The 26,437-nt window shown below is 66.1% G+C and carries 24 protein-coding genes; 10 read left to right on the top strand and 14 right to left on the bottom strand.

The window, feature by feature from the left end:
• The first annotated feature begins 4 nt into the window (after positions 1–4).
• The 5 genes from fumC to CX676_RS04265 all read left to right on the top strand — a co-directional run bounded on the left by fumC (position 5) and on the right by CX676_RS04265 (position 4,569).
• The gene (gene fumC, locus CX676_RS04285; protein ID WP_101751524.1) at positions 5–1,399 is read left to right on the top strand and encodes a class II fumarate hydratase; all 1,395 of its coding nucleotides are present in this window, start codon (positions 5–7) and stop codon (positions 1,397–1,399) included.
• A gap of 96 nt (positions 1,400–1,495) precedes the next feature.
• The gene (locus CX676_RS04280) at positions 1,496–1,699 is read left to right on the top strand and encodes a DUF4169 family protein (RefSeq protein WP_101751523.1); all 204 of its coding nucleotides are present in this window, start codon (positions 1,496–1,498) and stop codon (positions 1,697–1,699) included.
• Positions 1,665–1,958 (top strand): ribbon-helix-helix domain-containing protein, encoded by a 294-nt coding sequence (locus CX676_RS04275; protein WP_408634475.1) that lies wholly within the window; start codon positions 1,665–1,667, stop codon positions 1,956–1,958. The genes CX676_RS04280 and CX676_RS04275 overlap by 35 nt, the downstream gene beginning before the upstream one ends.
• Positions 1,955–2,404, top strand: coding sequence for an acyl-CoA thioesterase (locus CX676_RS04270; RefSeq protein WP_101751521.1), 450 nt, complete (start codon positions 1,955–1,957; stop codon positions 2,402–2,404). The genes CX676_RS04275 and CX676_RS04270 overlap by 4 nt, the downstream gene beginning before the upstream one ends.
• A gap of 83 nt (positions 2,405–2,487) precedes the next feature.
• The gene (locus CX676_RS04265) at positions 2,488–4,569 is read left to right on the top strand and encodes a 3-hydroxyacyl-CoA dehydrogenase NAD-binding domain-containing protein (RefSeq protein ID WP_232816579.1); all 2,082 of its coding nucleotides are present in this window, start codon (positions 2,488–2,490) and stop codon (positions 4,567–4,569) included.
• A 5-nt stretch (positions 4,570–4,574) separates the two neighbouring features.
• Here CX676_RS04265 and CX676_RS04260 read toward each other — a convergent pair whose 3' ends face one another.
• From CX676_RS04260 to xdhA, 8 genes are all read right to left on the bottom strand, one after another.
• Positions 4,575–5,504: an NAD-dependent epimerase/dehydratase family protein gene (locus CX676_RS04260; protein ID WP_101751519.1), complete on the bottom strand. Its 930-nt coding sequence runs from the start codon at positions 5,502–5,504 to the stop codon at positions 4,575–4,577.
• The gene (locus CX676_RS04255; RefSeq protein WP_101751518.1) at positions 5,504–6,937 is read right to left on the bottom strand and encodes a mannose-1-phosphate guanylyltransferase/mannose-6-phosphate isomerase; all 1,434 of its coding nucleotides are present in this window, start codon (positions 6,935–6,937) and stop codon (positions 5,504–5,506) included. The genes CX676_RS04260 and CX676_RS04255 overlap by 1 nt, the downstream gene beginning before the upstream one ends.
• On the bottom strand, positions 6,934–8,007 hold the full coding sequence (gene gmd, locus CX676_RS04250) for a GDP-mannose 4,6-dehydratase (protein WP_101751517.1): 1,074 nt from the start codon (positions 8,005–8,007) through the stop codon (positions 6,934–6,936). Before gmd ends, CX676_RS04255 begins: the two co-directional genes overlap by 4 nt.
• Positions 8,008–8,021: 14 nt before the next feature.
• Positions 8,022–9,194 carry a DegT/DnrJ/EryC1/StrS family aminotransferase gene (locus CX676_RS04245; protein ID WP_101751516.1) on the bottom strand — a complete coding sequence of 391 codons (1,173 nt, stop codon included), beginning with the start codon at positions 9,192–9,194 and terminating at the stop codon, positions 8,022–8,024.
• Between the two features lie 125 nt (positions 9,195–9,319).
• On the bottom strand, positions 9,320–10,597 hold the full coding sequence (guaD, locus tag CX676_RS04240) for a guanine deaminase (protein WP_101751515.1): 1,278 nt from the start codon (positions 10,595–10,597) through the stop codon (positions 9,320–9,322).
• Positions 10,585–11,322, bottom strand: coding sequence for a xanthine dehydrogenase accessory protein XdhC (xdhC, locus tag CX676_RS04235; protein WP_101751514.1), 738 nt, complete (start codon positions 11,320–11,322; stop codon positions 10,585–10,587). Before xdhC ends, guaD begins: the two co-directional genes overlap by 13 nt.
• The gene (gene xdhB, locus CX676_RS04230; protein WP_101754130.1) at positions 11,319–13,625 is read right to left on the bottom strand and encodes a xanthine dehydrogenase molybdopterin binding subunit; all 2,307 of its coding nucleotides are present in this window, start codon (positions 13,623–13,625) and stop codon (positions 11,319–11,321) included. Before xdhB ends, xdhC begins: the two co-directional genes overlap by 4 nt.
• 2 nt (positions 13,626–13,627) lie before the next feature.
• The gene (gene xdhA, locus CX676_RS04225) at positions 13,628–15,079 is read right to left on the bottom strand and encodes a xanthine dehydrogenase small subunit (RefSeq protein ID WP_101751513.1); all 1,452 of its coding nucleotides are present in this window, start codon (positions 15,077–15,079) and stop codon (positions 13,628–13,630) included.
• A gap of 109 nt (positions 15,080–15,188) precedes the next feature.
• Between xdhA and CX676_RS04220 the strand changes: the two genes are divergently transcribed.
• Positions 15,189–16,082, top strand: a complete 894-nt coding sequence (locus CX676_RS04220) for a LysR family transcriptional regulator (RefSeq protein WP_101751512.1) — start codon at positions 15,189–15,191, stop codon at positions 16,080–16,082.
• Positions 16,082–16,591, top strand: a complete 510-nt coding sequence (locus CX676_RS04215) for a DUF4396 domain-containing protein (protein WP_101751511.1) — start codon at positions 16,082–16,084, stop codon at positions 16,589–16,591. The genes CX676_RS04220 and CX676_RS04215 overlap by 1 nt, the downstream gene beginning before the upstream one ends.
• Here CX676_RS04215 and CX676_RS04210 read toward each other — a convergent pair.
• Genes CX676_RS04210 through CX676_RS04195 form a run of 4 tightly spaced genes read right to left on the bottom strand, consistent with a single transcriptional unit; the run spans position 16,588 to position 20,891 of the window.
• The gene (locus CX676_RS04210; protein ID WP_101751510.1) at positions 16,588–17,859 is read right to left on the bottom strand and encodes a beta-ketoacyl-[acyl-carrier-protein] synthase family protein; all 1,272 of its coding nucleotides are present in this window, start codon (positions 17,857–17,859) and stop codon (positions 16,588–16,590) included. The two genes, CX676_RS04215 and CX676_RS04210, sit on opposite strands and share 4 nt — an antisense overlap.
• A complete protein-coding gene (locus CX676_RS04205; RefSeq protein ID WP_101751509.1) occupies positions 17,856–18,122 on the bottom strand; it encodes an acyl carrier protein in 267 nt (88 codons plus the stop codon). The genes CX676_RS04210 and CX676_RS04205 overlap by 4 nt, the downstream gene beginning before the upstream one ends.
• 21 nt (positions 18,123–18,143) lie before the next feature.
• Positions 18,144–19,229, bottom strand: a complete 1,086-nt coding sequence (locus CX676_RS04200) for a UDP-3-O-(3-hydroxymyristoyl)glucosamine N-acyltransferase (RefSeq protein WP_101751508.1) — start codon at positions 19,227–19,229, stop codon at positions 18,144–18,146.
• 24 nt (positions 19,230–19,253) lie between these two features.
• Complete coding sequence (locus CX676_RS04195; protein WP_101751507.1) at positions 19,254–20,891, bottom strand: L,D-transpeptidase family protein; 1,638 nt, start codon at positions 20,889–20,891, stop codon at positions 19,254–19,256.
• Between the two features lie 300 nt (positions 20,892–21,191).
• Between CX676_RS04195 and CX676_RS04190 the strand changes: the two genes are divergently transcribed.
• The 3 genes from CX676_RS04190 (at position 21,192) to CX676_RS04180 (ending at position 23,775) form a co-directional block, all read left to right on the top strand.
• Entirely contained in the window at positions 21,192–21,752 is a 561-nt protein-coding gene (locus CX676_RS04190; protein WP_101751506.1) for a YcbK family protein, read from the top strand.
• A 381-nt stretch (positions 21,753–22,133) separates the two neighbouring features.
• The gene (locus tag CX676_RS04185) at positions 22,134–22,724 is read left to right on the top strand and encodes a TetR/AcrR family transcriptional regulator (protein ID WP_101751505.1); all 591 of its coding nucleotides are present in this window, start codon (positions 22,134–22,136) and stop codon (positions 22,722–22,724) included.
• Between the two features lie 19 nt (positions 22,725–22,743).
• Complete coding sequence (locus tag CX676_RS04180) at positions 22,744–23,775, top strand: TAXI family TRAP transporter solute-binding subunit (protein WP_101751504.1); 1,032 nt, start codon at positions 22,744–22,746, stop codon at positions 23,773–23,775.
• On the opposite strand, the gene CX676_RS04175 is transcribed toward CX676_RS04180, so the two are convergent.
• On the bottom strand, positions 23,772–25,652 hold the full coding sequence (locus tag CX676_RS04175) for a potassium transporter Kup (protein WP_101751503.1): 1,881 nt from the start codon (positions 25,650–25,652) through the stop codon (positions 23,772–23,774). The two genes, CX676_RS04180 and CX676_RS04175, sit on opposite strands and share 4 nt — an antisense overlap.
• 76 nt (positions 25,653–25,728) lie before the next feature.
• Positions 25,729–26,364 (bottom strand): TetR family transcriptional regulator C-terminal domain-containing protein, encoded by a 636-nt coding sequence (locus CX676_RS04170; protein WP_101751502.1) that lies wholly within the window; start codon positions 26,362–26,364, stop codon positions 25,729–25,731.
• Positions 26,365–26,437: the final 73 nt, after the last annotated feature.

Here is a 26,437-nt window from a genome sequence, read left to right as displayed (position 1 = left end):
TGCCATGACCAAGACCCGTACCGAGACCGACAGCTTTGGACCGCTGGAGGTCGATGCCAGCAAATACTGGGGCGCGCAGACGCAGCGGTCGATCATGAACTTCCCGATTGGCTGGGAACGCCAGCCGGTCGCGATCATCCGCGCGCTTGGCGCGATCAAGCTGGCGGCGGCACGGATCAACCACAAGACCGGCCATCTGCCCGATGACGTGGCGGGCGCCATGGAACAGGCCGCGACCGAGGTGTTCGAAGGCAAGTTCGACGACAACTTTCCGCTGGTGGTCTGGCAGACCGGCTCGGGCACGCAGTCGAACATGAACGCGAACGAGGTCATCTCGAACCGCGCCATCGAGATTCTCGGCGGCACACTCGGCTCGAAGAAGCCCGTGCATCCGAACGACCATGTGAATATGGGGCAATCCTCGAACGACACCTTCCCGACCGCCATGCATGTGGCCATCGGCATGATGGCGCGCGACGTGCTGATCCCCGGTCTCGACAAGCTCGCCACCGCGCTCGAGGCCAAGCGCGACGAGTTCAAGGACATCATCAAGATCGGCCGCACCCATACGCAGGACGCGACGCCGCTGACACTCGGTCAGGAGTTCTCGGGTTATGCCCACCAGGTCCGCATGGGGATCGAGCGGGTGAAGCTCGCGCTGCCGCAGATCTATGAACTGGCGCAGGGCGGCACCGCCGTCGGCACCGGGCTGAACACCAAGAAGGGCTGGGACACGGCCATCGCGGCGGAAATCGCCACGATCACCGGCCTGCCCTTCGTCACCGCCCCGAACAAGTTCGAGGCGCTGGCCGCCCATGACGCCATGGTGTTCTTTTCGGGCGCGCTGAAGACCATCGCCGCCTCGCTGTTCAAGATCGCCAATGACCTGCGTCTTCTGGGTTCCGGCCCGCGCTCGGGCCTGGGCGAGCTGATCCTGCCGGAAAACGAACCCGGTTCGTCGATCATGCCGGGCAAGGTGAACCCGACCCAGGCCGAGGCGCTGACCATGGTCTGCGCCCATGTCATGGGCAATGACGCCGCCGTCACCATCGCCGGTTCGCAGGGCCATTTCGAGCTGAACGTCTATAACCCGATGATGTCCTATAACGTGCTGCAGTCGATGCAGCTTCTGGGCGATGCGGCGGGGTCCTTCACCGACAACATGGTTGCGGGCACGCAGGCCAATATCGCCCGCATCGACAAGCTGATGAAGGAATCGCTGATGCTGGTGACGGCGCTGGCGCCGACCATCGGCTATGACAACGCCACCAAGGTCGCCAAGACCGCGCACAAGAACGGCACCACGTTGCGCGAAGAGGCGATCAACCTGGGCTTCGTCGATGGCCAGACCTTTGATCGGGTCGTCCGCCCGGAACTGATGGTCGGCCCCGAGGACTGATCCTCGTTTCAGCAGAGACCAAAAGGCGCGCCTCGGTTGTGGCACGCCTTTTTCATTGTGCTTTTCCCGGCTCTTCAAAGACGGTAGCCTCGGACCATGAGCACCGTGATCAACCTGCGACAGGTCCGCAAGTCCCGCGCCCGCAACGACAAGCGCGCGGCGGGCGATGCCAATGCCGCGAAATTCGGCGAGGCCAAGGCCCTGCGCGCGGCGCGTCAGGCCGAAGCGGCCCGAGCCGGGCGTGTGCTGGACGCGCATCGGCAGGATGAGGCGCCCGAGCCGTCCCGGCACGATGATTGACCTGCCGCCGCTCACACCGCCAGTCAAACGCTCGGTCACCATCGACGGCCACCGCACCAGTGTCTCGCTGGAAGAGGCCTTCTGGCGCGCGCTTGGTCGCATCTCCAAGGCACGGGGCGAAACCCGCGCCGCGCTGATCGCCGCCATCGATCACGCCCGCCCACCCGAGGTGGGGCTGGCCACCGCGCTGCGGCTTTTCGTGCTGCATCAGACGCAGCAGCCCGGCGATGCCCCGGCCCGCGCAGGAGGCCCGGCATGACCAACCGTCCCGTCCCGCGCCAGCGCCGCGATTATGCTGCCTTCGAGGTGATCCAGACCCGCTGGAACGACAATGACCAGTACGGGCATGTCTATAACGTCGCCTATCTGGAACTCTTCGACAGCGCGATGAACAACTGGATGTTGCCGCGCGGCATGCTGCGCCCCGATGGCGGCGAGCCGCTGGCCGTGGTGGTCGAAAATGGCTGCGCCTATTTCCGCCAGATCGCCTATCCCGACCCGGTGACCATCGGGCTGCGGCTGGCGCAGATGGGAAGCAGCTCGCTGGTGCTGGAACTGGGCCTCTTCCGCGCCGACGAGGACGAGGAAAGCGCGCAGGCACGTTTCGTGCTGGTCTGCGTCGATGGCGAAAGCCGCCGCCCGGTGCCTTTCCCCGAACATCAGCGGCAGGTTCTGTCCTCGCTGCGCGTCGATACCGCAGAATAACCGCCCGGAACCTTGACCATTTCCCGCCGCGCTGCCTAACCTGCGCACGAACAAGACGCAGGAGGTTCAGGGGTATGGAGGCGATGAGCGCAGCGGTGACGCTGGAACGCGAGGGCGAGGTCGCCCTGATCCGCATCGACAACCCGCCGGTGAACGCTGCGGGTCAGCCGGTGCGGGAGGGGCTGGTCAAGGCCGTCGCGGCGCTGGACGCCGATCCGGGCATCCGCGCTGCCGCGCTCTACTGTGCCGGTCGCACCTTCGTCGCCGGGGCCGATATCCGGGAGTTCGGCAAGCCCTTTGTGCCGCCGAGCCTGCCCGAGACCTGCGACGCGCTGGCCGAGAGCCGCGTGCCGATCGTCGCCGTGATTCAAGGCACGGCGCTTGGCGGCGGCTGCGAGATCGCCATGGCCTGCCAGGCGCGCATCGGCCTGCCCGGCGCGAAACTGGGCCTGCCCGAGGTCAACCTGGGCCTTCTGCCCGGCGCCGGCGGTACGCAGCGCGCACCGCGGCTGATGGGCATGGCGGCGGCGCTGCATCTGGCGCTGTCGGGGAAACCCATCCCGGCCGAGAAGGCGCTGAGCCTCGGGCTGCTGGACGAGATCACCGATCAGACCGATCCGCGCATGGTCGCCCTGCACGCCGCCCGTCGCATCGCCTCGGGCAAGCTGGCCACCCGCCGCACCGACGCGCTGACCGTCACCCCGCTGCCCGCCGTGCTGCAGGCGGCGCGCGAGACCGTCGCCAAAAGCTCGCCGCAGCTTCACGCACCGGGCCGGATCATCGAGGCCATCGCCGCCAGTACCCGCCCCATCGCCGAGGGCCAGAAGGAGGAACGGCGGCTGTTCTTGGAATCGCTGGAGGACCCGCAGCGCGCCGCACTGGTCCATGCTTTCTTCGCCGAGCGCGCGGTGGCGAAATTCCCTGAACAGGACGCCAAGCCCCGCCCGATCGAGCGGATCGGCGTCATCGGTGGCGGCACCATGGGCAGCGGCATCGCCACCGCCTGCCTGCTGGCCGGGTTGCAGGTGGTGCTCAGCGAACAGACCGAGGATGCGCTGGAACGCGGGCTGGCGACCATCGGGCGCAATCTCGACGGCGCGGTGAAGCGCGGCAAGCTGACGGCGGATCGGGTGCGTGCCACCCGCGCCGCGCTGACCGGCGCCTCGGACCTGAACGCGCTGGCCGGCGCGGACCTGATCATCGAGGCGGTGTTCGAGAAGATGGAGGTCAAGACCGCCATCTTCGCCCGGCTCGACGGCATCGCCAAGCCCGGCGCGGTGCTGGCGACCAATACCTCGTACCTCGACCTGAACCAGATCGCCGCCGCGACAAGCCGGCCGCAGGATGTGATCGGGCTGCATTTCTTCTCGCCTGCCCATGTCATGCGGCTTCTCGAGATCGTGGTTGCCGACAAGACCGCGCCCGATGTGGTGGCCACCGGGTTTGCGCTGGCGAAACGATTGGGCAAGATTGGCGTGCGCGCCGGGGTCTGCGACGGGTTCATCGGCAACCGCATCCTGTCGGCCTATCGCCGCGCCGCCGAGAACCTCGTGCTTGATGGCGCCACGCCCGAACAGGTCGACCGCGCGATCCGCGCCTTCGGCATGGCGATGGGACCCTTCGAGATGGGCGACCTGGCCGGGCTCGACATTGCCTGGGCCAGCCGCCGCCGCCACGATGCGACCCGCCCGGCGGATGAACGCTATTCGACGCTGGCCGACAAACTCTATGACAAGGGCTGGCTCGGGCGAAAGACCGGGCGCGGCTATTACGACCATGCGGGCGAAACGCCGGTACCCAATCCCGAGCTGCCGGCGCTGATCGACGCGGCCCGGGCCGAGGCGAAGGCCACGCCGCGCGCGCTGACCGATCAGGAGGTCCGCGACCGCTACCTGACCGCGATGATCGCCGAGGGCGCGCGGGTGCTGGAGGAGGGCATTGCCCGCCGCCCCGTCGATATCGATGCGGTGTTCCTGTTCGGCTATGGCTTCCCGCGCCATCTGGGCGGCCCGATGTTCCATGCCGATACCATCGGGGCGGCGGAACTGGTGCGGCGGATCGAGGAATATGCCAAGGTAGACCCGCAATTCTGGACGGTGCCGCCATTGCTCGCACGCATGGCGAAGGACGGGACGAGCTTCGCGGCGCTGAACGAGGCGGGCTGAGCGCCCTATCCGGCCTTCCGGCTCTCATAGGCCGCGATGGCGCGGGCGAGGTCGGGGGTGATGTCGCCCGGCGGGGCATAGCCGATCGCCTCGGCTTTGGCCGAGGACATGAGCTTTGCCATCATCCCCTCGGGCTTCGTCTCGTCATGGACGAACCGTCCCTGCCACCCGGCCAGACCCGCCACCATACGGTAGTAGTCATCGACCGAATGATCCCGCCCGGCCCCGATGTTCAAGAGCCACGGAAGCGCCTCGAGGTCGGGCAGGCGCGTCAGGATGAAGCGGGACAGGTGATCCACGTCCAGAAACTCGCGCCGCGCCCGGCCCGTGCCCCAGATCTCCACCTCGCCCGCGCCCTCATTCCGCGCGTCCACCACCTTGGTGATGATCGCCGCGATCAGATGCGAAGCGGCGCTGCCGAAGTGATCGCCGGTGCCGAAGAGGTTGCAGGGGATCAGCGTGCGATAGGCCCGGTCTGGCACTTGCCGGCTGATATAATCGCAAAGCCGCGCACCGGTGATCTTGGACAGCGCATAACCCTCGTTCGTCGGCTCCAGCGGCGCGGCGAGAACGTCTTCCTCGACCAGCGGCTGGCGGTGATCGCGGGGATACATGCAGGACGAGCCCAGGAAAACCAGCCGCCCGACGCCCGCCTGGTGCGCGCCCATGATGACGGCCTCGTTCATCACGAGGTTCTCGGACAGGAAACCCACCGGATCGGCGATATTGGCCTGTATGCCGCCCACCCGCGCCGCCGCATGGATGACCGCATCGACCGGGTTCTCGGCAAACCAGCGCGCCACGGCAGCCCGGTCGGTCAGCGGCAGATCGGCGCGCGAGGGCGCGATCAGGGTCAGGTCAGGAGCGATCTCGGGCGCCAGCCGCAGCAGCGACTGGCCCAGCATCCCCGACCCGCCGGTCAAGAGGACGCGCATCAATCGCCCGTCTGGCGGGCATAGACATCCTCGTAGCGGATGATGTCATCCTCGCCCAGGTAGACGCCGGTCTGCACCTCGATCAGCACCATCGGCACCTTGCCGGGGTTCTCCATCCGGTGCACCGCGCCAAGCGGCACATAGATCGACTGGTTCTCGGTCACCAGCGTCACCGTGTCATCGACCGTCACCTTGGCCGTGCCGCTGACGACGATCCAGTGCTCGGACCGATGCACATGGCTTTGCAGCGACAGGGCTGCACCGGGCTTGACCACGATGCGCTTGACCTGAAAGCGGTCGGCCAGCGCCAGCGTCTCGAACCAGCCCCAGGGCCGGTGATCGCGCGGGAAGGCCACCGCCTGCTTGCGCCCCTGCCCCTTCAGCGCCGCGACCGCGTGCTTGACATCCTGCGCCCGGTCCATCGGCGCGACCAGCACCGCGTCCGAGGTGGCGACGACCATTGTGTCCTTGAGCCCGATGCCCACCACCTGCATGTCGGCACTGTCCGAGCGCAGCAGCACGTTGTCGCAGTCGATGGCGGTCGAATGCGCGTCTGTCACCGCGCCGCGCGGGGCCGGGCTCTTGTCCTGCAACTCGCGCCAGACGGCATCCCAGCCCCCGAGATCAGACCAATGTCCGGAATAGGCCACGACCGAGAGGTTGTCGGCCTTCTCCAGCACCGCGTAGTCGATCGACTCGTCGCGCAGCCCCTTCCACGGGCCACGCGCCAGCCGCAGGAAACCCAGGTCATTGATCGCGCCGTCGACGGCGGCCTGAACCGGTTCCAGATAGTCAGGGGCATGAGCAGAGAAGGCGTCGATCATGGTCTGCGCGGCGAACAGGAAGATGCCCGCGTTCCACAGGTAACCGCCCTCAGCCAGCATCGCCTCGGCCTGCGGGGCCTGCGGCTTCTCGATGAAACGGCGCAGCGGCAGCGCGCCCTCGCCCTGCCCCTCCACCTGCAGATAGCCATAGCCGGTTTCGGGCCGCGTTGGGGTGATGCCGAAGGTGACGATGCGCCCCTGACGCGCCGCCTTCGCCCCCTCCTCGACTGCCGCCGCAAAGGCCGCGCTGTCGGGAATGACATGGTCCGAGGGCGCCACCAGCACCAGCGCCTGTGGATCGGTTTCGGCGACCCGCAGGGCGGCGGCAAGGATCGCCGGGGCGGTGTTGCGGCCCTCGGGCTCGATCACGATGGCATCGTGCTTGATGCCGATCTGGTCCAACTGCTCGGCGACGATAAAGCGGAAATCGGCATTGGTCATCACCACCGGGGCCGCATAGCCCGGCCCAGACAGCCGCCTTGCGCTGGCCTGGAACAGCGATTCCGGCCCGATCAGCGGGGCGAACTGCTTGGGGAAAGCCTTGCGCGAGGCCGGCCACAATCTGGTGCCACTGCCGCCTGCCAACAGGACGGGGGTGATCTTGCTCATTCGACGATCCCATAGGCGCGGCGCGCCAGACGTTCGGTTTCCAGCAGCCGCCTGTCTTCGGCCACCATCTCGGCAACCAGCGTGGCAAAGGGCGTGGTCGCCGTCCAGCCCAGTTTTTCGCGCGCCTTGGCCGGGTTGCCCAGCAGCTGGTCCACCTCGGTCGGGCGGAAATAGACCGGATCGATCTCGATCAGGCAGCGGTCGGTGCCTGCCTCGTAGCCCTTTTCGTCAACGCCTTCGCCGCGCCAGTCCAGTTCGACGCCGGTCTCGGCAAAGGCCTGTTCGCAGAACTCGCGGACCGAATGCATCTCGCCCGTGGCCAGCACGAAATCCTCGGGCGTGTCGTGCTGCAGGATGCGCCACATGCCCTCGACATAATCCCGCGCATGGCCCCAGTCGCGCTGCGCGTCGAGATTGCCGAGATAGAGCCGATCCTGCAGGCCAAGGCTGATCGCCGCCACCGCGCGGGTGATCTTGCGGGTCACGAAGGTCTCGCCCCGGATCGGGCTCTCGTGGTTGAAGAGGATGCCATTGCAGGCATAGAGGCCGTAAGCCTCGCGGTAGTTCACCGTGATCCAATAGGCGTAAAGCTTGGCAACGCCGTAGGGCGAGCGCGGATAGAAGGGCGTCGTCTCGCTTTGCGGCACCTCCTGCACCTTGCCGTAAAGCTCCGAGGTCGAGGCCTGGTAGAAGCGGCTTGTCTCGCCCAGACCCAAGAGCCGGATGCCCTCGAGGATTCGCAGCGCGCCAAGCGCGTCCGAGTTCGCCGTGTATTCCGGCATCTCGAAGCTAACCTTCACATGGCTCTGCGCGGCGAGGTTGTAAATCTCGTCGGGCTGGACCTGCTGCAGCGTGCTGATGATCGCGGTCGAATCGGTCATGTCGCCGTGATGCAGGTGGAACTGGCTGCCCGAATGCGGGTCGATCTGCAGATGATCGATGCGACCGGTGTTGAAGCTGGAGGACCGGCGCTTGATGCCATGGACCTCGTAACCCTTGGACAGCAAGAGCTCGGCCAGATAGGCCCCGTCCTGTCCGGTGACGCCGGTGATCAGCGCGCGTTTGGTCATGGCTTTGGGTCCTTTCAGAAACGGTCGGCGACGGCCTGAACCACCTCGCGCAGGCGCGCGATCTGGGCCGGGATCGGATAGTGGTGATTGCCGACGAACAGCCCGTCACGGTCCACCCGCTCGGCCGCGACGATGGCCGAGCCGATGCTGTGGTCCAGCTTGTCGATCACCGGGTTGTTCAGGAAATTGCCGGCGACGATGGGGCGGCATTCGATCTCGGCCGCCTGCAGCGCCGCAACCAGTTCGCGGCGGCGCCCGGCCAGACGGCCCTTCAGCAGCATGGCGAAACCGAACCACGAGGATTCCCCGGTCTCCTGCTGGATGTCGAGAAAATCGAGACCGGAGAACGCGCCTTGGAAGATCGCCGCATTGGCGCGGCGCGCGGCGACGAAGCCCGGCAGCTTTTCCAGCTGCGGCCGGCCAAGCGCGCCCTCCATCTCCAGCGGGCGCAGGTTGTAGCCCGGCAGGACAAAGCGGAATTGCGCCACGAAGGGATCGGGATCGACCGGCAGATGGGTGTCGGCGGGCAGTCCACGGGTCCAGCCATGGGCGCGCATCGACAGCATGGTGTCGTAAAGCTTGCGGTCATCGGTGATGACCATGCCGCCTTCCATGGTGCAGATGTGATGCGAGAAGAAGCTGCTGAAGGTGCCGAAATAGCCGAAGGCCCCGGCCATCTGGCCGCCGAGGCTCGCCCCCATGGATTCGCAATTATCCTCGATCAGCAGGATGCCGGCATCGGCGCAGATCGCGCGCAGCCGATCCGCCTCGACCGGGTTCCCAAGCAGGTTCACCGCGAAGACCGCCCTTGTGCGCGGCGTGATGGCGGCGGCGACCAGGTCGGGATCGATGTTCAGGGTCGCCGCATCGATATCGACGAAGCGCAGCTTCAGCCCGGTCTGGGTCACCGGGAAATAGGTGGTGGACCAGCTGACGGCGGGCACGATGATCTCGTCGCCGGGCCGCCAGCCGAGATCGGGATGCCAGAAGCTTGATGCGATCGCCAAGAGATTGGCGGTTGAACCTGACGAGGCCATCACCCCGTAACGCTTGCCGAAGTGATCCGCGAAAGCCTGTTCATAGGCGCGGACCTCCTCGCCCATGGTGAAGCGGCCGCTCTGGATCACCCGGTCGAGCGCGGCATATTCCGCATCGTCCCAGGTCGTGCTGGCAAGGGGATAGAACACGCGATCACCTGCTAAGGATTGTCACCCGTCGGGCATAGACCAATCGCGCCAAGAGGCCAAGCTTCGCCGGCCGCTCGATGGGGGATTGGTTAACAAAGCCTTGCGATCCGCGCGTTTACGCCGGGTTACCGCTTCATCGGCTGGCCCGCGACATAGGTTTGCGCCACGGCCCGATCATCGCCCATGATCTGCAGGATGAACAACTCCTGCGCCAAGGTCTCGGCCCGCTCCATCCGCAGCGCCATCGCCGGAGTGGCGCGGCTGTCGAGCACCACCAGATCGGCGGCGCTGCCCTTCGCCAGCGTGCCGATCTCGTCCTCCATCCCCAGCGCGATGGCGTTGCCGCGCGTGGCCCAGTGGAAGGCCGCCAGCGGGGTCAGCTTCTGGCCCCTCAGTTGCAGGATCTTGTAGCCCTCGTTCAGCGTCTGCAGCATGGAATAGCTGGTGCCGCCGCCTACATCGGTGGCGATGCCGCTGGTCACGCCGGCGGCGCGCAGACCGGCCTCGTCGAAGAGGCCCGAGCCAAGGAACAGGTTCGAGGTCGGGCAGAAGACCGCGCGGCTTCCGGTCTCGGCCATGCGGGCGATCTCGCGCGGTTCCAGGTGGATGCAATGACCGAGCAGCAGGTTCTCGCTGAGCAGGCCGTATTTCTCGTAGACATCCAGGTAGTCGCGGGCACTCGGATAAAGCTGCTTGGTCAGCGCGATCTCGTCCAGGTTCTCGGACATGTGGGTCTGGACATGGCAATCGGGATGCTCTGCCGCCAGCGTGCCCGCCGCATGCATCTGTTCCGGGCTCGAGGTGATGGCAAAGCGCGGGGTGATGGCATAGCGCCCGCGCCCGCGCCCGTGCCACTTTTCCAGCAATCGCTTGCTGTCGTCATAGCCCTGTTGTGGCGTGTCCTGCACCGCCGGCAGGGCGTTGCGGTCCATCATCACCTTGCCGGCGATCATCGCCATGTTCCGCGCCTCGGAGGCGGCAAACAGCGCCTCGGCGCTTTCGGGATGGACGGAGCAGAAGGCCACGGCGCTGGTGGTGCCATGCGCGGTCAGAAGATCGAGGAAACGCCCGGCCATCGCGGTGGCATGGGCCCGATCGGCAAAGCGCGATTCCTCGGGGAAGGTATAGGTGTTCAGCCAGTCCAGAAGCTGAGCGCCCCAGCTGGCGATCACCTGCACCTGCGGGAAATGGATATGCGGATCGATGAAGCCGGGCAGGATCAGGTTCGGGCGGTGGTCGATCTCGGCCAATCCCGGTTCGCGCAGGCTGGCATAGTCGCCGACGGCGCGGATCAGCCCGTCCTCGACCAGGATGGCGCCGTCTTCCAGATAGCGGTGGTTGTCCTCGGTCTCGGCCGGGTCGGCGTGGAAATCGAGGACGCGGCCCCGGATCAGCTGTCGCATGAATGTGTTTCCGAAAATGAGGCAGTCAGTTCGACCAGAAGTTCGGTCGCGGTAAAGGCGGCGATGACGGCGGGGCGCTTGTCGCCGGTATCATTGGCGCCGATCGGGCAGACCAGCGGGGCGGGATCAATGCCGCGTGCACGGGCGAAGCGGTGGAATTGCGCGCGCTTCGTCGCGCTGCCGATCATGCCGATATAGGGCAGATCGCGGCGGGCCAGCGCCTCGGCAGCCAGCAGGAAATCCAGCGCGTGGTCATGGGTCAGGATGATGATGGCGCTGCCGGGTTTGGCGCTGCGAATCTCGGCCTCGGGCAAGGGGGTCAGCCGGTGCGGGATGCCGGGGGCGGCCATGGCCAGTTCCGCGGCACGGCTGTCGATCAGCACCGGCGACAGCGGCAGGGCCATCAGCGCCTGCGCCAGCGCGCGCCCGACATGGCCCGCGCCGAAGATCAGCACCTCGGGATGGCTCTCGCGGCGCGGTTCGCCCCGGTCGAGTTGCAGGATCACCCGCCCGCCGCAGCACTGGCCGATCTCGGGCCCAAGGGGGATGTCCATCCGCGCCTCGGCCTCGTCCTTCCCCAGCAACTGTCGGGCGCGGTCGATCGCCATGTATTCCAGCTGCCCGCCGCCGATGGTGCCGGTGACGCTGGCCGGGCCCACGAACATCTCGGCCCCGGCCTCGCGCGGGGTGGATCCGCGCGCCGATATGACCCGGACCCGGATCATCCCTGCAGCCGCCTGATGCCCATCAGCACCCGTTCGGGCGTGGCGGGGGCGTCGAGCCGCGCCGGTTCGCGGTAATCGGCGACCGAGGCCACGGCCATGTTGATCGCCTCGAAGACCGAGATGCCCAGCATGAAGGGCGGCTCACCCACGGCCTTCGACCGTTTGATGCTGCGCTCGGTGTTTTCCGACCAGTCGGCCAGCTTGACGTTGAAGACGCGCGGGCGGTCCGAGGCCAGCGGGATCTTGTAGGTGGACGGGGCGTGGGTCTTCAGCTCGCCCTTCTCGCTCCACCAGAGTTCCTCGCAGGTCAGCCAGCCGGTGCCCTGCACGAAGGCGCCCTCGACCTGCCCCTTGTCGATGATCGGGTTCAGGCTGCGGCCCACGTCATGCAGCACATCGGCGCGGTCGATGACATATTCCCCAGTCAGCGTATCGACCGAAACCTCGGCCACCGCCGCGCCATAGGCGAAGTAATAGAAGGGCCGGCCCCGCCCGGTTGAACGGTCCCAGTGGATCTTGGGCGTCTTGTAGAAACCCGCCGCCGACAGGTGGATGCGCGCCATATAGGCGGCCTTGATCACCTCGTCGAAGGGGATGGCGGTCTCGCCCGCCATGATATGGCCGGGAACGAAACGCACCTGATCCTTCGGCGCCTGCCAACGTTCGGCGACGAAATCGACCAGCCGGGTCTTGATCTGCTCGGCCGCGTCCAGCGCCGCCATGCCGTTGAGATCAGTCCCCGAGGAAGCCGCCGTGGCCGAGGTGTTCGGCACCTTCTCGGTCGTGGTCTTGGTGATCTTGACCCGGCTCAGGTCGCATTGGAACGCCTCTGCCACGACCTGCGCGACCTTGGTGTTCAGCCCCTGCCCCATCTCGGTCCCGCCATGATTCAGCGCGATGGAGCCGTCGGAATAGATGTGGATCAGCGAACCGGCCTGATTGTACCAGGTGGCGGTGAAGCTGATGCCGAATTTCACCGGGGTCAGCGCGATGCCCTTGCGGATCACCCCGCCCTTGGCGTTCCAGTCGAGCACCGCCTGACGCCGCGCCTGATAGTCGCTGCTGGCCTCCAGCTCGGCGAACATCTGCGGCAGGATCTGGTCGGTGACCTCCTGATGGTAGGGGGTCAGCTGGCCGTTCTGATAGAGGTTGGCCTTGCGGATCTCCAAGGGGTCGCGGCCAAGGGCATAGGCGATTTCCTCGATCATCCGCTCGGCCACGATCACGCCCTGCGGGCCGCCAAAGCCGCGGAAGGCGGTGTTGCTGACCGTATTGGTGCGCATCGGGTGGCTGCTGACGCGGACATCGGGATAGTAATAGGCGTTGTCGGCGTGAAACAGCGCGCGGTCGGTCACCGGCCCGGAGAGGTCGGCGGAGAAGCCGCAACGCGCATACCAGTCGCCATCGACGGCGAGGATGCGGCCCTGATCGTCAAAACCGACCTCGTAATCCACCACGAAATCATGGCGCTTGCCGGTGGCGGACATGTCGTCGTCGCGGTCGGGGCGGATCTTCACCGCGCGGTTCCATTTCTTCGCGGCCACGGCGGCGACGCAGGCGAAGAGGTTCATCTGCGTTTCCTTGCCGCCAAAGCCCCCGCCCATGCGGCGCACGTTCACAACCACGGAATGGCTCTGCACGCCCAGCACATGGGCAACCATGTGCTGCACCTCGCTGGGGTGCTGGGTCGAGACGTTGATGGTGACATCCTCGTCCTCGCCCGGCACCGCCATGGCGATCTGGCCCTCGAGATAGAAGTGATCCTGCCCGCCGATGCCAAAGCGGCCCTTGATCCGGCGCGGCGCGGCGGCAAGGCCCTGCGCGGCATCGCCCCGGCGCAGGGTCAGGGGATCGGTGACGTAATCCATGCCGGCGGCCTTGGCGCCCATCGGATCCAGCGCTTGGAGCAGCGGCTCATAGCTGATCTTCGCCAGCGCGGCGGCGCGGCGGGCCTGATCGCGGGTCTCGGCGACGACGGCAAAGACCGGCTGGCCCCAGAATTTCACCTCTTGCTCGGCCAGGATCGGGTCGTCATGGTGGCCGGCGGGCGAGACATCGTTAACGCCCGGCAGATCGGCGGCGGTCAGCACGTCGATGACGCCGGGGGCGGCGCGCACGGCCTCCAGATCCATCGCGGTAATGCGGCCATGTGCGCATTTCGAGAGGCCCAGATAGGCGTGCAGCAAGCCCTGCGGCTCGGCCAGGTCGTCGGTGTATTCGGCCCGTCCGGTGACATGCTTCGCGGCGCTGTCATGGGCGGTATCCATGTGGGCCAGGCCCTTGATGCTGATCTCGTCCTTCATGATCATTCCCCCACCGCATAGTTGAGCCGCACCGGCAGATCCGGCTCGGATTGTTCCAGCCAGAAGCGGCGCAGCAGGTTGGCGGCCACGGCGCTGCGGTAATCGGCGCTGGCGCGCATGTCGCTCAAGGGCGTGAAATCGGCCAGCACGGCACGGGCGGCAGCCTCGAAGGCGGCCTTGCCGAAGACCTGCCCGACCAGCGCGACCTCGGCCCCGGCAGCGCGCTTCGGCGTGCCGGCCATGCCGCCATAGGCGATGCGGGCGCTGGCGATCTTGTCACCCTCCAGCGTCAGGCAAAGACCCATCGCCACCGAGGAGATGTCGCTGTCGCGGCGCTTGCTGATCTTGTAGCCGGCGATCTTGGCGCCCCGGTTCAGCGGGATGATGATCGTCTCGACGAATTCGCCCGGAGCGCGATCCTGCTTGCCGTAATCGATGAAGTAATCCTGCAACGCCACCTCGCGCCGCTCCGCGCCCTTGCGCAGCACGATCCGCGCGTCCAGCGCGATCAGCACCGGCGGCGTGTCGCCGATGGGCGAGCCATTGGCAATGTTGCCACCGATGGTGCCCATGTTGCGCACCTGCCAGCCGGCGATGCGCTGCCAATAGTCCAGGAGTTCCGGCAGATGCTCGGCAATCAGCGGCTCGGCCTCGGAATAGGTGACGCCAGCACCGATTTTCAATTCCGTTTCCGTGACTTCGACGCCCTTCATCAGATGAGCGATGAAGATGGTCGGGCTGATATTCCGCAGGAATTTCGTCACCCAGAGGCCCACATCGGTCGCCCCGGCGACCAGCGTAGGTTTCTGGTGTTCCAGAAGCAGCGCGGCCAGATCGTCGGTATCGGCGGGGATGATCGCCCGGTCGGCGCCCTTGCTGACATCCACCCGCTCGCGCGGCATCGCCCTGAGCTTCGCCGCCACCACCTCGCGTTCGACGGTCAGCGCATCCATCGCCTGACCGCCCGCCGCCTGCGCCGCGAGCGCGGCCTTGATGATCGGTTCATAGCCGGTGCAGCGGCAAAGATTGCCTTGCAGCGCGGTCTCGATCGCCATGGCATCGGCGGCCGGATTGCTCATCCACAACCCATAGAGCGCCATGACGAAGCCGGGCGTGCAGAAGCCGCACTGGCTGCCGTGATGCTCGATCATCGCGGTCTGGATCGGGTGCAACCCGCCATCCGGGCCGCGCAGATGCTCGACCGTTACCACATGGCAGCCATGGCACGAGGCGAGGAAGCGGATGCAGGCATTCACCGGCTCGTAGCGCAGGCCCTGATCGGTCAGCCGCCCGACCAGCACGGTGCAGGCGCCGCAATCGCCCTCGGCGCAGCCCTCCTTGGTGCCGGTCATCCGGCGGTCGATGCGCAGGAAATCCAGCAGCGTGTCAGAGCCGCCGGCACTGGACAGGGCGACCTCGCGGTCATTCAGAAGAAAGCGCAAATCGCCGGTCATGGCATCCTCTCACAGCGTGAACAATTTCAGCCTAGGCCGGAAATAGCCGTTGCGAAATCGCTCGAGACGTTGAAGACTTTACACGATCCGTTGAAAACGAGCCATCATCATGTCCTATCTGGAAAGCCTGCGCGTCTTCGTGCGTGTCATCGAACTGGGCTCGATCACCTCGGGCGGGCGCGATCTGCGACTGTCGCCCGCCGTCGCCTCGAACCGGATCAAGGATCTGGAGAACCGTTTCGGCGTGCGTCTGCTGAACCGGACCACCCGCAAGCTGACGCCGACCGAGATCGGCCGGGTCTTCTACGAGAACGCCCGGCGGGTGATCGAGACTCTGGACGAGGCCGAGGCGGTGATCGGCAGCTATTCCGGCACGCCGCAGGGGGTGATCCGGCTGACGGCGCCGCTGGGGCTGGGGCGGCGACTGATCGCGCCGCTGATCCCGGTCTTCTGCCGCGACAATCCCGGCGTCGACGTGCAGCTGCGCCTGTCCGACCGGTCCGTGAACATCGTCGAGGATGGCATTGATCTGGCGTTCTTTCTGGGCGAACCGCAGGATTCGGCGCTGAAATGGCGCAAGGTGGCGGATTGCCCGCGCCTCCTGGTCGCCTCGCCCGACTATGTCGAGCGTTCGGGACTGCCCAAGGGCCCGGACGACCTGAAGAACCACAACTGCCTGCTGCTCCGCTATCCGCGCAGCCCAGAATATTTCTGGACGCTGCAGACCGACGAGGGGCCGCGCAAGATGATGGTCTCGGGCCGCTTCGATACCGATGACGGCGATGTGCTGACGACATGGGCGCTGGCCGGCGAGGGCATCGCCAACCGCCCCGGCTACGAGGTCACGGACCACATCGCCAAGGGCCGGCTGGTCGAGATCCTGCCCGAGGCCCGGCCCCTGCCCGCGCAATTCGGCTGCTTGACGCCGCATCGCCGGTTGCAGGACCCCAAGGTCCGCATGTTCGCCGACTATGCCGCGCGGGAGTTGAAGAAGGCGTTCTGATGCCCGGCCACCACCACCACCCCGACCCGCACCAGCATGGGCATCATGCCCCGGCCAGCGGCATCGCGCTGAACCGCCTCGCGCTGTCGGCGACGCTGCATTGCCTGACCGGCTGCGGCATCGGCGAGGTGCTGGGCATGGTGATCGGCAATGCCCAGGGCTGGGGCGCTGTGCCGACGACCGTGCTGGCGGTCATCCTGGCCTTCATCTTCGGCTACAGCCTGACCATGCTGCCGCTCTTGCGTGCCGGCTTGCCCTTTGCACAGGCGCTGAAGCTGGGGCTGGCGGCCGATACCGTCTCGATCACCATCATGGAGATCGTGGACAATGCCATCATGCTGCTGATCCCCGGGGCGATGACGGCCTCGCTGACATCGCTGCATTTCTGGGGGGCGATGGCGCTGGCGCTGGTTTTGGCGGGGCTGGCGGCCTATCCGGTCAATCGCTGGCTGATTGCCCGCGGGCGCGGCCATGCGGTGGTGCACCAGCACCACCATCACGGCAGCTAGACCCGCCTCAGCGCGATCACCGCGTTCAGCCCGCCGAAGGCGAAGGCGTTGGACAGCACCGCATCCACCCGCGCCTCGCGGGCGACATTCGGCACCACGTCCAGCGCGCATTCCGGGTCGGGTTCCTCGTAACCGATGGTCGGCGCGATGACGCCGTCGCGCAGCGCCATGATGCAAGCCAGCATCTCGACCGCGCCGGTGCCGCCGATCAGATGGCCATGCATCGACTTGGTGGACGAGATCATCAGCCGGTCGGCATGATGGCCAAAGGCATGGGCAACGGCGGCGCATTCGGTCTTGTCATTGGCGGCGGTGCCGGTGCCATGGGCGTTGATATAGCCGATGTCCTCGGGGTTCAGCCCGGCATCCTGCATCGCGCCCCGGATTGCCCGCTCGGCCCCCTGCGCGCTTGGCATGACGATATCCTGCGCATCCGAGGACATGGCGAAACCCACCACCTCGGCCAGGATCTCGGCCCCGCGCGCGCGGGCATTCTCGTAATCCTCGAAGACGAAGACCCCGGCCCCCTCGCCCTGCACCATGCCGTTGCGGTTGGCGCTGAACGGGCGGCAGGCATCCTTGGACATGACGCGCAGACCTTCCCAGGCCTTCACCCCGCCAAAGCACAGCATCGCCTCGGACCCGCCGGTCAGCATCACCTTGGCCGCACCCGAGCGCACCATCTGGAACGCCAGACCCATGGCATGGTTCGAACTGGCGCAGGCGGTGGCGACGGTAAAGGCCGGTCCGCGCAGCCCGTATTCCATGCTGACATGGCTGGCGGCGGCATTGTTCATCAGCTTCGGCACCACGAAGGGATGAACGCGGTTCTTCCCCTCTTCATAGACGGTGCGGTAATTCTCGTCCCAGGTGTTCATGCCGCCGGCGGCGGTGCCCAGCACCACGCCCGAGTTGAGACCCAGCTTGCCGGCAAAGTTCAGCCCCGCCTGCGCCACCGCCTGCTTGGCGGCCAGCAGCGTGAACTGGGTGAACTTGTCGTAAAGCAGGATCTGCTGGCGGTTGAAGTAATCCTCGGGCTTCCAGTCATGCACCTGGGCGCCGATCTGGATCGACAGCCGGTCCACGTCACGGAAATCCAGCTGGCTGATGCCCGAGCGCCCCTCGCGGAAGGCGGCCAGCGTCGAGGCCACGTCATGCCCCAGCGCATTGATCGTGCCCGCGCCGGTGATGACCACCCGTCGTAATCCCTCGCGGGTGGTCGCCTCGAATGTGCTCACCTTGCCGTCCTTGGCCTTCTTGGGACTCATGCGGCCTTTTCCGTGATCAGGCGATCAACGGCGGCAATGATGGTGCCCATATTGGTAATGTCGAAATCCGACTTCTCGGGCTCGTTCGCATTGAAGGGAACGGTGATGTCGAATTCCTCCTCGATGGCGAAGATGGTCTCGACCAACCCGAGGCTGTCGATACCCAACTCGCCCGGGGTGGATGCGTCTGTGATCTGATCGGGCTCCAGCATGGCCTGTTCGGCGATGATGGACCTGATGCGGCTGCGGGTGTCGTTCGTCATGGCGCTCTCCGATCGGCTGTCTCAGCCCTTGTCCAACAGTCTTGTAACGGTTTCCTGAAGCTGGCCCAGCTTTTCCGCAAGGCGTGGCAGGCGGCGCATGGCCTTCTGGATCTCCAGCTGGGTCTCCATCTTCACCGCCGGGTTGCCCAGGATCACGCGGCCCGCCGGCACGCGGCTGAAGATCTTGGTCGAGCCGCCGGCGATCACATCGCTGCCGATCTGGATATTGTCCGAAACGCCGCATTGGCCCCCCAGAACCACCCGATCCCCCAGTTGCGAGCTGCCGGCGATGCCGACCTGACCACAGAGCAGGCAATCCTCGCCCACCACCACGTTATGCCCGACATGGACCAGATTATCCAGCTTGGTGCCCGAGCCGATGCGGGTGGCGCGGATGGTGCCCCGGTCAATGGTCGAATTGGCGCCAACCTCGACATCGTTGCCGATCTCGACGCCACCCAGCGAATGGATCCGGGTCCAGTGCTGCTGTTTCGCCTCGTCGACCTGGCCCAGATTGCGGCGCATCTCCTCGATGCCCGATTCCTCGGGGGTGACGAAGGAAAAGCCGTCGCTGCCGATGATGGCGCCGGGCTGCACGATCAGCCGGTCACCGGCGGTCACGCCATGGGCGATGCGGGCGCCGGGCAGGATCAGCGCCTCGGCCCCGATCACCGTGCCGCGCCCGATGCTGACATGCTCGGCGATGCGGGCCTTGGCGCCGATGCGCACATCGCGGCCGATGGTCACGAAGGGGCCGATGGCCGCGCCCTCGCCGATCGTTGCGCTTTCATGGATGATGGCCGTCGGGTGGATGCCCGGCGCAAGGTCGGGACCGGGATCGAAGGCGCGGGTCAGCCCGGCCATGACCAGACGCGGCCGCGGCGCGAAGATCGCGGCGCTGAGATCATAGTCCGCGGGATCCATGCCCTCGGCCAGGATCGCCATGTCGCCCTTGCGCAGGTTCGCGGCATATTTCGGGGCCATCGCCAGCGCGATGACACCGCTGCCCGTCGCACCCGGCTCGGCCGCGCCGCTGACCGGCAGGGTCAGGTCGCCCCAGGCCCTTGCCTGCAGCGCCTCTGCCAGCTTTCCAACCGTCAATGCCATGCGTGATCCCCTTTCGGGGCGGACTTAATCGCTTTGACCGGCCAGTTCCAGTCCGGCCTTGTCCAGCGCGTCCCAGACCCGTGCGTCACGACCATAAATATCGCGGTAGAAGCGTATCTCGCCCGAGGGTTCGGCCATGGCGGTGAAATAGACCAGGTGCACCGGCAAATTGGGCTTCAGGCTCAGCCATTGCTCGTTGCCGCTGTCCAGCGCGCGCTGGAACATGCGCTGCGGGTTGTCGGTCTGCTGCGACAGAAGCGCATAGGCAAGGTCGAAGGGATCGCCGATGCGGATGCAGCCATGCGAATAGGCGCGGCTCGATTCGCCGAACAGGTGCTTGCTAGGCGTGTCGTGCAGGTAGATGTTCCACGGGTTCGGGAAGATGAACTTCACCAGCCCCAGCGCATTGTCCTCGCTGGGTTTCTGTCGCATCCGGTAGGGAAAGCTCGAGGCCGAGTAGCGGCCGAAATCGATGCTGTCGCGCGAGACGACATTGCCGCGCCCGTCAATAATATCGAGATGCGAGACGGCATAGCGGTTCTTCTGCAGCCGCGGCAGGTATTCCTTGACGGTGATCGAGCGCGGCACGTTCCAGCGCGGATTGACCACCACGTATTCCATCTGGTCCGAGAATTCCGGCGTGCGCATGTCGCTGTCGGTCTTGCCCACGACCACGCGGGTCTGGAACACCTGCTGGCCGCCGTCATAGATGCGGGCGATGTATTCGGGGATGTTCACCCAGACATGCCGGGCGTTCAGGTCATGCCCGTTCATCCAGCGCATCCGCTCCATCGCCACGAGGATCGCGCGGGTCTGGCCGTCCGGGCCGCCATTCAGACGGTTGATCGTCATCGGGCCCGCCACGCCATCGGCGGGCAGGCCGGCGGCCTCCTGGAACTGCAGCACCGCATCCGACAGGGCCGCGTCATATTCCGACGGGTCCAGCGGCTGCGCCGCGTTGAAGCCGATGCTGGCCAGCCGGGCGCGCAGATCGGGAATCGCCGGATCGCGCATTCCCGTGCGCCAGAGGCCCTTGGGCGCCAGCGGTGCGCCCGGCGGGGCCATCAGCCCGGCACGCGACGCAAGCGCGTCCTGCAGCGCGAGGTAGCGCGGGTCCTTCGGTCCCTGCGACAGGATGAAGCCCTTCGGATCAGGGCTTTTCACCAGCTCGCCCAGCAGCGCGGCCACGTTCGGCCGGTTGATCGTGCGGTGGATCTGGGCATCGGCGCGGGCAGGATTGATCGCCCCGCTGGTCACGTCGCGCATGTACTGCGCCGCGACCCGGGCAAACAGCGCCTCGCCGGCGATGCTATCGGCATTTGCCTGGCGTAGACCCGGCAGGTCATAGCGAGCAGCCGGCAGGCCATGCAGATGCGCCGATTCGACGGCCGCGATCACCGCCTCGCGCCGCGCCTGCCCCTCGATTCCCCCGAAAACCGGGCGCAGCCCGTTCTCGCCATAGAAGGCCGCGACGCCCGGCCAACCGGCAACGGCGCGGGCCAGATCCATCTCGGGTGCGCTGAATTCCAGCCGCGGGGCGATGGCTGTGGCGGCGCCGACCGTCTGGCCGACGCCTTGGGCCTGTGCCCCGGAAACAACAGCCATCGGGGCCGACAGTGTCAGCCCGAAAGCCATCACGAAAGCGTTAAATCTTGACAACATGTTCTTCGCCTGCCGTTTCCTGTGTCTTCTCACCGACAACGCCGCCGGTCCAGCACGGGGACCGGCGCGCGGCAATTTCGCCACCCACCCGTCACCCAGCTGCAACAAGCCTCTAAAATTTACCTCAAAACCAACCCGATCGGCAAGTTTTCGCGCATACTCGCGAAAAGCCGCCGCGTCCGGAACTAAACAGTTCCTGAGTCAACGCGGCTTTGACATATTGTTAACAAGTTCGGGAATAACCTCGGATGTGCTGCACCATAAGCAGCGACAAAAACGAAGCGGGACAGGCGATCTGACATGACCATGAACCTTATCAACCGTCGCGGGATTCTGGGTGTTTTCGCGGCGACGACCGTTGCGGCTGCGCCGGTAATGGCGAACGCTTTCGGATTTCTGCGCGGGGCCGGCGACATGCGCCGGATCCGCATGTACTCGGGGCGCACCGGCGAAAGCCTCGACACCGTCTACTGGGTCGATGGCAAGTACATCCGCGAGGCGCTGAACGAGATCAACATCTTCATGCGGGACTGGCGCACCGGCGAGGCCATCGGCATCGACCCGCGCACCATCGACATCGCGGCGGCCAGCCACCGGATGCTGCAGACCAACGAACCCTACATGATGCTGTCGGGCTACCGCTCGCCGCGCACCAACGCGATGCTGCGCTCGCGCTCCAGCGGCGTGGCGCGGAACTCGCTGCACATGGTCGGCAAGGCCGCCGATCTGCGGCTGAAATCGCGCTCGGTCGGGCAGATGTACCAGGCCGCGGCAGCCTGCCGTGGTGGTGGCGTCGGCAAGTACTCGCGCTCGAATTTCGTCCACATGGATTGCGGCCCGATCCGCACCTGGGGCGGCTGAGACAAATCTTTCCCGGCCCTGACAAGCCGTGATATCCTGTTCTGACTGGGCTGGCCCTTTTCCGGGGCCGGTCATTTCTGTTTTATCCCCCGACGGACAGTGATCACGCCGTCCTCGTCTGCCTGCCCCGTGCGATCCGCTGGCAACCTGCCCGTCATTCGCCCCGGCAACACGGTCAAATGGTCGCAGGTCCGCCTTGTCAAACGGATCAGGTAACGATATGATTGCAAAAGAATTTCCGAGCGCCTTGCGCACCCGCCCGCCCCTCTGACTGACGGCAAAACCGATCGAGTTCGTGCTGAGCCTGTAACATTCGCTTGTGCCTTTTCCGGCTTGAGGTCAGTTTCGCGCGATCAAGATCCCAATCAGGACCACCATCACATGACTGGACCCAGCAAGCGTCGTCGCGAGACGGCGATCCGGATCCAAGCCGCCGCGATCAAACTGGCGCTGCGAGATGGGATGATCAATCTGACCACCGAGGCAATTGCCCGCGAGGCCGGAGTCAGCCCCCGCACCTTCTTCAACTATTACCCCTACAAGGAAGCGGCCATCTATGGCCCGCCCAAGGACTATCCGCGCGATGCCTCGGACAGTTTCATGCAGGGCAACAAGCCGCTGATCGAGGACCTGTCGGCGCTGATGCAGGCGCATCTGTCGCGCTTCACCGCACAGCGAGACATGGTCGGCGCCATCATCCGGCTGGCCGATACCGATGCCAAGCTGGCGGCGCTGCAGCAATCCGCCCTGCTCGAGCGGCATTCGCAGATGGAACAGATGCTGCGCCGCCGCCTGGTCGAGCAGGACCCGCGGCTGGCACCCATCCTCGCCTCGGCGATCATCTCGGCCACGCGGCAGGCGGTGCTGGACTGGATCGAAGGCCATACCGACGACCTGGTCGGCAAGGCGATCGAGAATATCCGCCTGATCACGAGCCTGGGCGACGTTCTGGAACCCAGGCGCAGCAGCTAGAGCCCGTGCCGAAAAGCCGATGCGAATACTCGTCCTCATCGTTCTCAGCCTGATCTCGCTTCTGCCCGCAGGGTTTGCGCGGGCACAGGCCCAAGGGGCTGACCCGGGCGAGCCGGAACTGCGCTTCTTCCGCATCGGCAGCGGCGAGACCTCGGGCACCTATTACGCGGTGGCCGGGGTGATCGCGGCGGCGATCTCGAACCCGCCGGGCGGGGTGCGCTGCGACGAGGGCGGAGCCTGTGGCGTTCCCGGGCTTCTGGCTTCGGCGCTGTCCTCGGAAGGGTCGGTGCAAAACATCCAGGCGCTGCGTGACGGCGGGCTGGAATCGGCACTGGTCCAGGCCGACATCGCCCACGCCGCGCAATCGGGCGGCCCCGGATGGCAGGGCAAGAACCGGGCGGACAAGCTGCGCGCCATCGCCGCGCTCTATCCCGAGGCGATCCACCTCATTGCCCGCGCCGACGCCGGGATCGGCAGCATCAGCGATCTGGCGGGCAAGCGCGTCTCGATCAACCAGGCCGGCTCGGGCACGCGGATCGATGCGCAACTGGTGCTGCAAGCCGCCGGCATTCCAGATGCGCGGCTGGAGCTGAGCGAGCTTTCCACCGACGAGGCCGCGCGGCAGCTGCGCGCGGGCGAGTTGGATGCCTTCTTCATGGTCGGCGGCTGGCCGGTCTCGGGACTCACCGCGCTGGCCAGCCAGACCGATGTGGTGCTTCTGCCCATTGCCGGACCGCTGGCCGACCGGCTGATCGCGCGCCATCCCTTCTTCCGCCGCGAGACCATACCCGCCGGCACCTATGCCGGGCAGGCCGAGCCGGTCGAGACCCTGTCGGTCGCCGCGCTGTGGTTGACGACCGAGGACCAGCCCGAGACGCTGATCCATGACATCACCCGCGTGCTGTGGAACGACTATACGCAGCGGATGCTGCGTCTCGGCCATCCCGTCGCCCATGCGATCAGCGCCGAGAGCGCATTGGCCGGGATCAGCATCCCGCTTCATTCAGGCGCCGAGGCTTATTACCAGGGCGCGGGATTGCTGAAGCGTTAGATGTTGATCTGCTGGCCCAACTCAATCACCCGGTTCGAGGGCAGCCGGTAGAACTCAGTCGGGTCGGAGGAACTGCGAAACAGGCTGACATAGAGCCGCGCGGCCCAGAGCGGCATTAGGTTCGCCTTGCCCACCCGCAGGTTGCGGTGGTTCAGAAAATAGCTGGTCTTCATGATGTCGAACTTGTGCCCGGCCAGCCGCGCCTCGCCCAGGGCCTTGGCCACGGCCGGCTGCTCCATGTAGCCGAAACGGACAGCCACCCGCCAGAATCCCGGGCCGACCTCCTCGATCTGAACCCTTGTCTCGGGATCGACCCGGGGCGTGGTCGCGGGGATGACCTTCAGCACGTAATTGCGCTCGTGCAGCACGCGGTTGTGCTTGAGATTGTGCATCAGCGCCGCCGGCGCGATCATCGGGTCTGCGGTCAGGAACACCGCCGTTCCCGGCACCCGGGTCACGCTTTCCGATTTCTCCATCTGCTCGACCAGCGTCGTCAGCGCGATGGCCTCGTTCGACAGCTTGGCCTGCACCACCTGGCTGCCACGGATCCAGACCACCATCATGGTGACGGTCAGCGCGGCAAAGACCAGCGGGATCCAGCCGCCATCGAAGAATTTCAGCACCTGCGCCGAGAGGAAGACCAACTCGACCGCGAGGATCGGCGTCATGATCAAGGCCACCATCGGCCAGCTCCATTTCCACGCGAAACGGAAGACAACGATCGCCAACAGCGAGGTGATGACCATGTCGCCGGTGACCGCCAGACCATAGGCGTTGGCCAGCCGCTCGGAGGAGCCGAAACCGATGACCAGCGCCACCACCCCGATCATCAGGATGGTGTTGACGCGCGGCAGGTAGATCTGGCCGGAATGGGTGGCCGAGGTGTGGTTGATCGTCAGCCGTGGCAGCAGACCCAGTTGCACCGCCTGCGCCGCGACCGAGAAGGCGCCCGAGATGACCGCCTGCGAGGCGATGACCGTGGCGACCGTCGCCAGCAGCACCAGCGGCAGGGTGAACCAGCTTGGCGCCATCAGGAAGAACGGGTTGGCCGCAGTCTCCGGCCGCGCCAACACCATCGCCCCCTGCCCCAGGTAGGACAGCGTCAGCGCCGGCCAGACCAGCGCGGTCCAGGCGGTGCGGATAGCCTTGCGACCGAAATGGCCCATATCGGCGTAAAGCGCCTCGGCCCCGGTGACGGCAAGGAAGACCGAACCCAGCACCGGCAAGGCGCCAAATCCGTTCTGCAAGAGAAAATTCAGCGCGTTCAGCGGGTTCAGCGCCTGGATGATGCGCGCGTCATCCATGATGTGGCTGAGGCCGAGGATAGCCAGCGTGGCGAACCAGACCAGCATGATCGGTCCGAACAGCCGCGACACCGCCGCCGTGCCACTGCGCTGCACCGCGAAGAGGGTGATGACGATGCCAAGGGTGATCGGCACCACCCAGCGGTCGAAGCCGGGGATCACCAGTTCCAGCCCCTCGACCGCCGACAGGACCGAGATCGCCGGGGTGATCATGGAATCGCCGAAGAACAGCGAGACGCCCACGATGCCGGTGCCGTAAAGCCACCATTTCGGCTTGCCGCCGATCGCGCCATGCGCCTTGGCGACCAGCGACAGCGTGCCGCCCTCGCCATTGTTGTCGGCACGCAGGATCAGAAGGACGTATTTCACCGACACGATCAGCACGACCGTCCACACCAGCAGCGAGACAATGCCGATGACCGCGGTTTCGGCCATGCCCTCCTCGTGGGCATGGATCAGCGATTCACGAAGGGCGTAAAGCGGTGAGGTGCCGATGTCGCCATAGACGACACCGAGGCAGGACAGAACCAGCGCGGCGGTCAGCCTGTCCTGGCGATGCGGTTCGGCCGACATGGGCGCCCCGAAAAGATTAATCAGACGGGTGTCATGCGCCGTTTGCTGGGGAAATTCAAGGGATCGTGAAGTCGCATTAACCCTGTTCGTCGGGATGGACGGTCAGCAGGTTGCTGTAGAGCCGGTCAAGGAACACCCCGGCCTCGGCATAGGGGTCATGGCCCGGCCCCAGCACGGCGCGCACCTGCGCCTCGAAATCGGCATAATGCTGGGTCAGTGCCCAGATCGAGAAGATCAGGTGATGCGGATCGACCCGCGCCAGCCGCCCCTGGTCCATCCAGCCCTGGAACACCGCCGCCTGTTCATCCACCATCTCGCGCAGCAGCCCGCCGAGGATCTCGGTCAGCAGCGGCGCGCCCTGCAGCACCTCGTTGGCAAACAGCCGGCTTTCACGGGGATAGTCGCGTGACATCTGCAGCTTGGTGGCGACATAGCGGTGGACCTCGTCCAGCGGCTCGCCCTCGGGATTGATCGAACGCAGCGGGTCCAGCCACATGTCCAGCAGCCCGGTCAGGAGGTTGCGATAGATCTCTTCCTTGCTGGCGAAGTAATAGAGCACGTTGGGCTTCGAAAGCCCGGCCTCTTCGGCGATCTGGTCGATGGTCGCGCCGCGAAAGCCCTGCGCGGAAAACACCGTCAGCGCGCCTTCAAGGATGGTGGCCCGGTTCTTCTGCTGAATCCGGGTCGGTCGGGCCTGCGACTCATCGCTCATGACGCGGAAACCCCCTATAAACGACAGCGAACCGGATCGGTCTGGATGGCGCTTGACTGCCCATGGCCCCGTG

Source organism: Paracoccus zhejiangensis (assembly GCF_002847445.1).
GTDB classification, from domain to species: Bacteria; Pseudomonadota; Alphaproteobacteria; order Rhodobacterales; family Rhodobacteraceae; genus Paracoccus; species Paracoccus zhejiangensis.
This window is presented reverse-complemented; position numbering and strand designations above follow the sequence as displayed.